The organism is Pseudoalteromonas sp. MMG022 (assembly GCF_021654245.1).
GTDB lineage: Bacteria > Pseudomonadota > Gammaproteobacteria > Enterobacterales > Alteromonadaceae > Pseudoalteromonas > Pseudoalteromonas amylolytica.
In genome coordinates, this window is the sequence record NZ_JAKFZQ010000001.1 from 390,606 (window position 1) to 402,182 (window position 11,577).

An 11,577-nucleotide genomic window follows, 5' to 3' on the forward strand; every position below is an offset into this window, starting at 1 on the left:
AGCAAGCATCGGTTAAAGTAAATTTTTTGTTTATAGGCTGATTATCTATGCTAACTTGCTCTTTCTAAGTATAAACAGCTCAGTTTTAGGCCTAAACAAAGTTGTTAAATACTTCGTTACGTTTTTGAGGTAACAACCAAATATAAACTGAGTTATGATGTTTACATATCATAATTAGCAGTTCGTTCTGATGAGGATTAGTTTTGAATCTGATTGGTAAATTTTTTAAAGCATTATGGCACGGCTTAAACTTTTCACGCCGTTTGGTCTTAAACATCATTTTTTTCATAATCATAGTCGCCGCTATTATCGCGATTTTTAGTGATAAGGAAGAAATCACCGTCTCTGAAAATAGTGTATTGAGGTTAAACTTAAACGGGTATCTGGTTGAAGAACTAACCTACATAGACCCGTTAGACGCAGCATTTCAAGATCTCAGTGAGTCCGGTGATGAGCCTCACGAAATTCTGCTTGATGATGTCTTAGAAGTCATTAACCGAGCCAAAAAAGATGATAGAATTCAGGTGCTTTGGCTTGACCTAGAGAACCTCTATGGTGGCCACCTTGATAAGCTAGAAGTCATAACTCAAGCGTTAGATGAGTTCAAGAACGCTGACAAGAAAGTAATCGCACATGGCTCATACTATTCACAAGCACAATATTATTTGGCCGCACATGCCGATACTATCTCACTTCACCCTTATGGTAGTGTAAAGATACGCGGTTTCTCCTCTTACCCGCTTTATTTCAAAGATGCATTAGACAAGCTGAAAGTCACTCAGCACATTTTCCGTGTTGGTACATACAAATCGGCCATTGAACCGTTAATTCGCAACGACATGTCTGACGCTGCAAAAGAAGCAAACCGTTTATGGCTTGGTGAATTGTGGCAACAATATAAACAAGAGATAGCTGATGCACGACCTTTCGGGTTAGATAATTTTGATGAAACGCTCGATGACTACGGGATGAAAATACAAGCTGTTAAGGGTGACTTCGCACAGTACGCATTGCACAACGGTTGGGTTGATGAGCTGAAAACTGATCAGCAACTACAGTCAGAACTGATTGAACTAGTTGGCTTAGATAAGCGCGGTAAAACGTTCAATCAAATTTCCTTCGATGAATATCTTGAAATGATCAAGCCGCCTGTGCAGTTTGAAAACCCAATAACTGAAAAGGTAGCCGTTATCGTTGCACGTGGTGCTATCGTGGACGGTAAACAAAAAGCTGGAAAAATTGGTGGCGACTCAACAGCTGCGCTACTTAAAAGAGCACGCTTAAATGACAAGGTAAAAGCTGTTGTGCTTCGCATAGATTCAGGCGGCGGCAGTATGTTTGCATCAGAAACCATTCGTAATGAAATTCTAGCGATAAAAGCGGCAGGTAAACCTGTGGTTGCTTCGATGGGCTCAGTAGCGGCGTCAGGTGGCTACTGGATTGCAGCGTCAACGAATGAAATTTGGGCTGCACCAAGTACAATCACAGGGTCTATTGGCGTGTTTGGGGCAATACTAACATTTGAGAACTCCTTAAAAGAGCTGGGCATTCACTCTGATGGGGTGGCAACAACTGAACTCAACGGTATGTCTATCGCCCGTGGAATTAATAAACAACTTGTAGATATTTACCAACTTAGCGTTGAGAACTCTTACGACAAGTTCATCTCACTGGTTGCGCAAGAACGTAATATGACCAAAGAAGCGGTTGATAAAGTTGCTCAAGGCCGCGTATGGACAGCAACACAAGCTAAAGAGTTCGGTCTTATTGATAATCTAGGTTATAAAAAGGATGCCATTGAGGCCGCAGCAAAGCTTGCAAACTTAGACTTCTATGAAGTGATAACAATTGAGCAAGAGTTATCTGAGAAAGAGCAGCTAATTCGTGAGTTCTTGGGTTCAGCTACGGTAAAATCAGCGCTTGCAGGGGTAGCCCCTGATGCGTCTGTAGCCAAATTAGCAAGTGGTTACCTATCACCTATCACATCTCAAGTTGAACAGAATCTTGACCTGCTCAATCAATTTAATGACCCCAATGGGACTTATGTACGCTGTTTAGTATGTGAAGTAAGCTTCTAAACTGCCAAAGTAAGTCAGCAATTGATATACTAAGCCCAGAATATATTCTGGGCTTTTTTATGAAAAGAAAAAAAATATATATCGCTTACACTGGCGGTACTATAGGTATGAAACAATCTAGTCGTGGCTATATTCCTGCTGAAGGCTACTTGACGGAAACCGTAAAGAACAATGCAGAGTTCACCCGCGAAGAAATGCCCCTGTTTGATATCCATGAATATTGTCCGCTGATAGACTCATCAGACATGTCACCATTACATTGGCAGATGATAGCCGACGATATTCAGGAAAAATATGAACAATACGATGGCTTTGTTGTTCTGCATGGTACAGATACCATGGCATATACAGCATCAGCGCTATCTTTTATGTTTGAAAACCTGACCAAGCCCGTGATTGTAACGGGTTCACAGATCCCGCTGTCACAATTGCGCTCTGATGGCCAAGTTAATCTGCTAAACGCTATGTACTTGGCTGCCAATTATCCGATTGCCGAGGTCAGTTTATTTTTCAACAATAAGCTATTTCGTGGTAACAGAGCAACCAAAGCACACGCAGATGGCTTTGACGCGTTTGCCTCACCGAACCTGCAACCGTTGGCACAGTCGGGTATTAATATTCAGCTCAAAGAAGGCAAATTGAGCCCCTATGTTGACCAGGCCTTACAAATCACCCCAGTTGTTCAACAACCGATTGGCATTTTATATCTGTACCCTGGGATCAGCCTTGACATCATTAACAGTATTATCAATAGCAATATCAAGGCACTGATCTTACTTAGCTTTGGAGTTGGCAATGCTCCCCAACAAGGTGAGTTCTTGGCAGCACTGAAAGCCGCCAGTGAACGTGGTGTCGTTATAATTAACCTCACGCAATGTATTCAAGGGCAAGTAAATATGGGTGGCTACGCAACGGGTAATGCGCTACTCAATAGCGGCGTACTCAGTGGCTATGATATGACGCTTGAGGCTTGTATTGCAAAACTGCATTATTTGTTCAGCCAAAACCTCGAGCTTGAAACGGTAAGACATTTGATGCAAGACAACTTGCGTGGCGAACTCACTCGCTAAACAAAAAAGCCGGCTAAATGCCGGCTTTTATCATCTATAGCACCGAATCAACGTACTTTCGATTCTAACTCTACTAGATCGGTTATATGGCATGTCTCACCACTATGAGTCTTGATACCGTGCTCACCAAAGTAATCACGCTGAGCCTGAACTAGGTGACCGTTACTTGGTGTACTCAATGTTGCGATATACGTTTGTGTTGAAGACAACACTGGGAACGCCAAGCCGCTTGCCATAGCTAACCCCGCTACCTTACGAAGCGCAGCAGATTCTTTTTCCAACGTATCTATAAATTCAACGCCTTGTGCAATATCATCCAAGTAATCAGCACGAATAATGCAACCGGCTCTCCAAGTTTGCAGCGTTTTTGCTAAGTCAACTTTCCATTGGTGTTCACGAGATGCGCCCTTAATAAGTGCCAAACCTTGGCGGTAACACAGCAAGCTTGCCATGTAAAACGCATCTTTTAATTCATCAAGGTCAACGTCCACTTTTATGGTTGCCTTTTTGGCATAAGTCATTTCTTTGGCCGCGTGTGTGTCTATCGTGTTAGTGAGGTGTCTGGCTTGCACCGCGGCAACTAGTGATGGTACCGCAATACCAAGCTCAAGTGCATTCTGTGCAGTCCACAGTCCCGTACCTTTTGCACCAACTTTATTATCAATCAAATCAACCAAAGGCTCTGACTGTTCCGTTTCAAGGCTTAAAATATGGCTTGAGATAGATAATAAATAGCTGTTTAACGACCCTTGAGACCACTGTTCAAATATCGCAGCAACTTCCTTTGGTGAGCGCTCAGTTCCATGACGAAGCAATTGATACACCTCAGCAATTAGCTGCATCAGCGCATATTCAATGCCATTGTGTACCATTTTTACGAAATGACCACTGGCTGATTGCCCGACGCGTGCAAAACAAGACTCGCCGTTGTAGCTCGCAGCCACTTTTTCAAACCATGGTTCAATACGCTCCCATCCGCCTTCTGAGCCACTGGCCATCATGGCTGGACCATGGCGCGCTCCTTCTGCACCGCCTGAGATACCCATAGTGGCAAACTCAAACTTATTCTGATATTTCAGCTTCCGTGTAATTCCGTCTTTATAATTACTGTTGCCACAGTCCACAATAATATCTTCTTTGGCGACCCCAGCCTCAATTAAATCAGTGCACACGCGATCAACTAACTCACCAGCTGGTACTAGTAATAAAATCGAACGAGGTGATTCTAGGCGTCGTACCATATCACCGAGATCTGAAACTATGTGTAAACGCTCTGCTAAGCCCAAAGATTGAGCACAACTAATTAACTCAGCGCCCGCGTCAGGGTTTGTGTCATAGGCAACAAGTGTTAACCCCTTTTCGATAAGATTCAGCGCGAGGTTTTTACCCATCACACCCAAACCAACTAATGCAACTTGCATTTAGTTTCCTCCTCGGTAACTACAAATATAGTGAGTATATAAACTTCAAAAACATTATACCCTAGCCCCCTTTAGATGCTAAGGGCTAACTACTGCACAACACACTGTTGATCTCACCTATCAACACAGCAATAATCAGCGACAATCGACGGAAGTCGACTTATTATAATAACGTATTGCCAACGACTTTAGCCGTTTGCGGCATAAAAAACACTCATAAGTAAACTTTTTGGCAATAATATCAGTGATTGACCTACACTGACACCGGTGTCATAATGATGTCATACAGATCATATAATTTAATCTCGCTGTTAAAAAGAGTTTTGAGTTAAATCTTTCTAATTATCGCGGTTAATTTGCAGCAAATATGCTCATTATACAGACTTGTTTGCAAACAAGTGATCTTGTAACTGATTTGCACAAATAACATAACCCTATGGACATAGGCCTACAGGAGCTCCTGATGCTTAGACGCACAAAAATCGTAGCCACACTTGGACCGGCAACGGACAGAGATAACAATTTAGAAAAAATCATCCAAGCTGGTGCCAATGTGGTCAGACTGAATTTCTCCCATGGTGTTGCACAGGATCATAAAGATCGTGCACAGGCAGTACGTGACATAGCACAAAAGCTAGGTAAACACGTTGCTATATTAGCTGATTTACAAGGTCCAAAAATCCGCGTGTCTACCTTTAAAGAAGGTAAAGTCACATTAGACGTTGGCGCTAAATTCACGCTTGATGCAAAAATGGAGAAAGGCCAAGGTACTGTTGAATCGGTAGGTATTGACTACAAAGAGCTGCCACAGGATGTGAGTAAGGGTGACTTATTGTTGCTAAATGATGGCTTGATTCAGCTAGCGGTTGACAGTGTAGATGGTCACCTAGTCCATACTACTGTAACCGTAGGCGGTGTGTTATCAAATAACAAAGGTATTAATCGCCTAGGTGGTGGTCTAACTGCCCCAGCGTTTACAGAAAAAGATAAAGAAGACTTAATCACAGCGGCGGAAATCGGCGTGGACTATATTGCTGTATCTTTCCCTCGTTGTGGTGATGATATGCGTTATGTACGCTCTTTAGCTGAAAAGGCAGGTTCAAACGCGCAACTACTTGCTAAAATTGAACGCGCAGAAGCAGTAGAAACTCAAGAAGCCGTAGACGATATTATCTTAGCTTCAGATGCTGTCATGGTTGCTCGTGGCGACTTGGGTGTTGAAATTGGCGATGCAGCATTAGTGGGCAAGCAGAAGTTGATCATTCGACGTGCTCGCTCATTAAACCGTACCGTAGTCACTGCCACGCAAATGATGGAATCGATGATAGACAATCCGATGCCTACACGAGCAGAGGTTATGGACGTTGCCAACGCTGTATTAGACGGTACTGACGCAGTTATGCTCTCAGCTGAAACCGCTGCTGGTGATTACCCAGAAGAAACCGTAGCAACAATGGCTCGCGTGTGTCTTGGTGCTGAGTCTCAACCAGAAATACACGTCTCCAAACACCGTTTGGATAGCATGTTCTCCGATACATCTGAAACATTGGCTTTATCGGCTATGTATGCTGCCAACCATCTGGACTGTGTAAAGGCTATCGTTGCATTGACCGAATCTGGTAAAACAGCCAAGTTAATGTCACGTATCAGTTCTGGCTTACCCATTTACTCTCTATCTAGACATAAAAGTACATTGGGCCAGACTGCGCTTTATCGCGGTGTATATCCTGTATTCTTCGATTCAACAAAGTGCTCAGATCAAACCATGGTACGTGATGCGCTGAACACACTTGTTGAGGCCGGCTCTCTTGCAAAAGGCGATACCGTCATTCTGACACACGGTGATGCGATGGAAACGATTGGTGCTACCAACACCATGAAGATTGTCACCATATAACTGGTATTTTTATTTGGGGCGGCTTTAAGCTGCCCTATTTTTTAGAGCAAAAACCAGACTCACGCATAAATAAGAAAACAGCAAAACCATTCACATTCGCTAAATAAAATTAAAAGTCACAACTATCGCCGCCACCGCGAATAATAACACAGCGTTTTGAAGAGTATAAATTACCAAATAGCGTACACAACTAAACGAATGTTTGCTCAAGTACCCTGTACTAGCTTGCCAACGCAGCCTTAACTTTATCTCGGTAACTGCGGCTCACTTTAAGTTCTTGTCCATTTTCTAGCACTAACAAATATTCGCCACTGCTTTGCGTCACCAGTTTGCTGATCTGCTTTGTGTTAACAATTGCCGAGCGATGAACGCGAACAAACAGAGCTGGATCGAGTTCTTGTTCTAACTCTTTCATCGTTTTACGTAAAATGTGCGTTTGACCGTCACTGCAATGCAAGCACATATAATCGCCCGCGGCATCAATCCACTGAATTGTTGCTGTCGATACGCGAATAATTTCGCCCTGCTCTTTTACAGCAAGTGACTCTGGGTATTTTTTATCGACTAATGTATCACCAGTTGCGAGCTTCTTTAAAATCTCTTCGCAGTTGTTTCCTGTAATACCTGCCACGAAGCTAGCCAGCTTTTTCTTATGCACGTTGTCTTGTTGTGTTTTTAAATAACTTTGCACTTTTTCCACCGCCTGTTTTAGTCTGTTGTCATCAACGGGTTTTAAAATGTAATCCAATGCATGAATCTCAAACGCTTGAACAGCGTATTGATCAAATGCTGTCACGAATACAATCGCAGGGAGTGGCTTTATACTCTCGCTCAATGCTCTTGCTACCTCGAAACCGTTCATGCCTGGCATTTGGATATCTAAGAAAACTAAATCTATATCTTGCGACTGACACACATCGATTGCTTGTTGCCCACCACTGCATAACTCTACGACTTCAATTTGCGAAAATGACTGTAAGCGCACTGCTAGGCCTTTTCTTGCCAAGGGCTCATCGTCGACAATTAATGCTTTTATTTTGCTCATTACTTCTTAGCCTTTTCAAAAGGAACACGAATATTCACTTTTAAACCATTTGGTTCATTATGTGACAACACAAATGAATAATTATTTTCGTAAAGTGTTTTTAGTCTATCGATGGTGTTTGCAATACCCACACCTTGGGCATTTTTAAGCTGTCCATTATCTAATTCGGCACCTGGACCGTTGTCTCCTACCTCTAGCAACAGCTCATTGGCGAAAACTTGAGCTTTGATCTCTAGCTTACCGCCTTCTGCTAAATGGGCAATGGCATATTTAATAGAATTTTCGATAATGGGCTGTAGAATCAAACTCGGTACCATTGCTTGCTTTGCTTCTTCACTGACATCGATGTCAATTGACAGACGCTCATCAAAACGAACCTTCTCAATTTCTAGATACAACTGTAGAGCATGTAGCTCTTGTTCAAGCGCAACTTTCTTGATCGGATCGGTATTAAGGGTATAACGTAAAAAGTCGCTTAACCTTGCGACCATCAGGTTTGCATCCTTATTCTCTTCGACCAAAATCAAGGTAGAAATCGCATTGAGCGTGTTAAATAAAAAGTGAGGATTTAGCTGGTAACGTAGCATCTTCAATTGCGCTTCATGCGCCATAGTATTCGCTTTTAGCGCTTTTTGACGCTCACTTTGTAGCAACTGGTAATATTTAATACCGAAATACAGGCCGCTCCAACACAGTACAATGTAAACTGAATCTAACCCCTGCTGAAGATAATAAAACCACTCTTCAGGACGATAACCATGACGGTATATCTCCCAGAGGTTAAACTTTTGAACAACCGCCCATAACGTACCTGTTACGTAAGAAGCACCAAATACTACGAGTATCAGTACCCATGGTGAAGCATTCCATATTTTGCGATACAAATATCGCAATGGTACTGTCATTAAACAGCCTGCATAAGCATTCAGCACGATAACAAACACGTAAATATCGCGCATTTCAAATACTTTTGAGCCTATATAGTTAACTAGTGCATAACCCAACCAGCCAGCTATTTGTAAAACCCAAAAAAAACGTTGTCGATTATCGACCAGTGCTTGCCATTTCAAAAGCTTATTAAACTCCTCGTATTCTGTTCTAATTATATCCCAGTGCTCTTGAAAGGATCACTGTAAATTGTCTTAGTTTTCTTACTGTCCAGCGCAAATAAAAAAGGCACCTAAGTGCCTTTTTTAATGATTTTCTATGCGTTATTTATGCAAGTTTATCTGAGGCGACCTTATATTTCGGGTCTTCTATTACATTGACTTCGACAAGATCTCGCGCTTTTTCTAACAGTTGGCGGCAATCTTGACTCAAGTGTCTCAGATGAAGCTTCTTGCCAGCTTTGGTATAACGCTCAGCCAAGCTGTCAATCGCTTCTATTGCACTGTGGTCCGCAACGCGGCTGTACTTAAACTCAATAATAACGTCGGCAGGGTCACTGTTTACATCAAATAAATCAGCAAAATTCTTTACCGAGCCAAAGAACAGCGGTCCATGTAACTCATAAACCTTCGAGCCTTCTTCATCAATATAATTATTTGTGTAGATATGCTTCGCGTGCTCCCATGCAAATACCAAAGCAGAGACTATCACACCAACGCATACCGCAATGGCAAGGTCAGTGATCACCGTCACACCAGACACTAATACAATCACGAAAGCATCAGTTTTTGGTACACGCTTCATTAGTCTAAAACTTGACCACTCAAACGTTCCCAATACTACCATAAACATTACGCCAACAAGCGCTGCCAATGGGATCATCTCGATAAGACTCGCAGCAAATAAAATGAAACCTAAAAGCAGAACCGCTGCTGTAATACCCGACAGGCGACTACGCCCACCCGAGTTAATATTTATCATTGATTGGCCAATCATGGCACAGCCGCCCATCGCTCCAAATACACCACAAGTCATATTCGCTGCGCCTTGACCAATACACTCTCGATTACTGTTACCACGTGTTTCGGTGATTTCATCTATTAATGTTAGAGTCAGTAACGACTCAATTAAACCAATTGCGGCGAGAACTAAGGCATAGGGGAAAATAATAGTAAATGTTTCCCAGTTAAAAGGCACCATTGGTATATGGAACTGCGGGAAACCGCCAGCAATGGTCGCATTCACATCCCCTGACATATCTTTGAGATAATCCAGCACGTTTCGTGCATCAAGGTCTAGGCCAATAACTAATCCAGTAACAACTAAAATAGCGGCAAGCGAAGAGGGGATAGCTGTGGTCACTTTAGGGAGAAAGTGAATAATAAACATCGTCAGCGCTACCAAGCCCAACATGATATACAGTTGAGAGCCTTGCATCCACTGCAGCTGACCTTGTGCATCAGAGACTTTAAACTGCCCTAGCTGCGCGAGGAAGATAACAATTGCTAGGCCGTTTACAAACCCCAACATAACAGGATGTGGTACCATTCGAATGAACTTTCCGAGCTTGAAGACCCCTGCCAGCACTTGCAGGATCCCCATCAGCAGTACCGTGGCAAACAGGTATTCGACACCATGCTCAACAACAAGACTCACCATAACAACGGCCAGAGCACCTGTCGCGCCTGAGATCATACCCGGACGACCGCCAAAGATTGACGTAATTAAACCAACAATAAACGCAGCGTATAAGCCAACGAGTGGATCAACTTGCGCAACAAAGGCAAATGCAACCGCTTCTGGAACTAGCGCAAGTGCGACAGTTAAACCAGATAAGATGTCATTTTTAGCAGAGCTTGGCGCCTTGCTGATTAAATTAAACATTCACATCCTCTTACAACATACAGAAAAGCGCTGGATTTTAACAAAACACAGCGCTTTTAACAAATTAGATTAAAATGTATTAAACTGACAGCAGTATCACGACACAACTAAATTATATCTCGTTATAATGGTAATGCAGTCGTTCTTTTAACACACGTCATGGTCACATTTGAATGTACTTCTTGAACGTATTCAAGGTTGAGTAAATTGTCTCTCACAAACAACTCATACCCTTCTATACCACGAGAGATAATTCTTAGCATAAAGTCCATCGTGCCAGCCATGGTGTAACATTCTGTGACTTCATCATAGCTCATGATAAGCTTTTCAAACTCTGCTAGATTGTTGCGGCCATGGTTGGACAAGCGCACGTGTGCATATACCAGCATATCAAAACCAAGTTGTTTCTCATCCAATAGAGCAACTTTACCCTTGATATAGCCATCTTGTTCTAATTTGGCAATTCTTCGCCAACATGGTGATTGAGAAAGCCCAACTTTATCTGCTATTTCTGCCGTTGAAAGGCTCGCGTCTTGCTGTAATAGTGCCAAAATTTGGCGATCAACCTGATTTAATGACATTGTTTTTTCTTTAAATTTTAGTCAGTGGAAAAAATTATACATGCAGACAAGCAATTTGTCCGCCCCTATGATCACCCATACTGTCCACTCATAAATGGGTTATTATACTTTTCAAAGCCTATGGTGGTGTTTTCACCATGCCCTGATAACACCACGGTTTCTTCTGGCAAGGTAAACAACTGTTCCAGTATAGATTGCTTTAACTGGCTTGCATCACCTTTAGGAAAGTCAGTGCGACCCACTGACCCTTTAAACAACACATCGCCTACAATAACTTGAGAAGAATCACTATGATAAAACACCACATGGCCTGGTGTGTGGCCTGGGCAGTGTCTTACTTCCAATTGCATTTTACCCACACTAACAGGCTCTTTGTGTGACAGCCAGCGATCAGGATAGAATGCAGCCTTTGGTGCAAAACCAAACATTTGCGACTGCATAGGAAGCGCATCGAACCAAAACTTCTCATCTAGGTGTGGACCTATAATTTCTAGACCCAGCGCTTTTTTTAGCTCATCAGCCGCTCCAACATGATCTAGATGTCCATGCGTGAGTAATATGCATTCAATATTAAGCTGACCATCATGAATACATTTGAGCAGCTTATCTGCGTCTCCGCCTGGGTCAACAATGGCTGTTTTACTCGTTTCAGGGCATGTAATAAACCGCGCATTTTGCATAAATGGCGTTACTGGAACTGTTAATACTTGCAC

General features: G+C 42.6%; 9 protein-coding genes. 3 read left to right on the forward strand and 6 right to left on the reverse strand.

What is annotated here, in order from left to right; all coding sequences use genetic code 11:
* Window positions 1–209 precede the first annotated feature (209 nt).
* Window positions 210–2,078, forward strand: coding sequence for a signal peptide peptidase SppA (gene sppA / locus L1070_RS01540; protein WP_237124247.1), 1,869 nt, complete (start codon window positions 210–212; stop codon window positions 2,076–2,078).
* 59 nt (window positions 2,079–2,137) lie between these two features.
* Window positions 2,138–3,148, forward strand: a complete 1,011-nt coding sequence (ansA, locus tag L1070_RS01545) for an asparaginase (RefSeq protein WP_237124207.1) — start codon at window positions 2,138–2,140, stop codon at window positions 3,146–3,148.
* A gap of 47 nt (window positions 3,149–3,195) precedes the next feature.
* Here ansA and gndA read toward each other — a convergent pair whose 3' ends face one another.
* Window positions 3,196–4,569 (reverse strand): NADP-dependent phosphogluconate dehydrogenase, encoded by a 1,374-nt coding sequence (gene gndA / locus L1070_RS01550; RefSeq protein ID WP_237124208.1) that lies wholly within the window; start codon window positions 4,567–4,569, stop codon window positions 3,196–3,198.
* Between the two features lie 463 nt (window positions 4,570–5,032).
* Between gndA and pyk the strand changes: the two genes are divergently transcribed.
* A complete protein-coding gene (pyk, locus tag L1070_RS01555; RefSeq protein WP_237124209.1) occupies window positions 5,033–6,466 on the forward strand; it encodes a pyruvate kinase in 1,434 nt (477 codons plus the stop codon).
* 220 nt (window positions 6,467–6,686) lie between these two features.
* On the opposite strand, the gene L1070_RS01560 is transcribed toward pyk, so the two are convergent.
* The 5 genes from L1070_RS01560 to L1070_RS01580 all read right to left on the reverse strand — a co-directional run bounded on the left by L1070_RS01560 (window position 6,687) and on the right by L1070_RS01580 (window position 11,577).
* The gene (locus L1070_RS01560; RefSeq protein WP_070985192.1) at window positions 6,687–7,511 is read right to left on the reverse strand and encodes a LytTR family DNA-binding domain-containing protein; all 825 of its coding nucleotides are present in this window, start codon (window positions 7,509–7,511) and stop codon (window positions 6,687–6,689) included.
* Window positions 7,511–8,581, reverse strand: a complete 1,071-nt coding sequence (locus tag L1070_RS01565; protein WP_070985191.1) for a histidine kinase — start codon at window positions 8,579–8,581, stop codon at window positions 7,511–7,513. Before L1070_RS01565 ends, L1070_RS01560 begins: the two co-directional genes overlap by 1 nt.
* A gap of 145 nt (window positions 8,582–8,726) precedes the next feature.
* Window positions 8,727–10,283, reverse strand: a complete 1,557-nt coding sequence (locus tag L1070_RS01570) for a SulP family inorganic anion transporter (RefSeq protein ID WP_070985189.1) — start codon at window positions 10,281–10,283, stop codon at window positions 8,727–8,729.
* Between the two features lie 122 nt (window positions 10,284–10,405).
* Window positions 10,406–10,864 (reverse strand): Lrp/AsnC family transcriptional regulator, encoded by a 459-nt coding sequence (locus L1070_RS01575; RefSeq protein ID WP_070985187.1) that lies wholly within the window; start codon window positions 10,862–10,864, stop codon window positions 10,406–10,408.
* A gap of 71 nt (window positions 10,865–10,935) precedes the next feature.
* Window positions 10,936–11,577: an MBL fold metallo-hydrolase gene (locus L1070_RS01580; RefSeq protein WP_237124210.1), complete on the reverse strand. Its 642-nt coding sequence runs from the start codon at window positions 11,575–11,577 to the stop codon at window positions 10,936–10,938.

Coding starts and splice junctions, on each gene's coding strand:
- L1070_RS01560 (WP_070985192.1), bottom strand. CDS start 7,511: ATGAGCAAAATAAAAGCATTAATTGTCGACGATGAGCCCTTGGCAAGA.
- ansA (WP_237124207.1), top strand. CDS start 2,138: ATGAAAAGAAAAAAAATATATATCGCTTACACTGGCGGTACTATAGGT.
- pyk (WP_237124209.1), top strand. CDS start 5,033: ATGCTTAGACGCACAAAAATCGTAGCCACACTTGGACCGGCAACGGAC.
- L1070_RS01575 (WP_070985187.1), bottom strand. CDS start 10,864: ATGTCATTAAATCAGGTTGATCGCCAAATTTTGGCACTATTACAGCAA.
- gndA (WP_237124208.1), bottom strand. CDS start 4,569: ATGCAAGTTGCATTAGTTGGTTTGGGTGTGATGGGTAAAAACCTCGCG.
- L1070_RS01570 (WP_070985189.1), bottom strand. CDS start 10,283: ATGTTTAATTTAATCAGCAAGGCGCCAAGCTCTGCTAAAAATGACATC.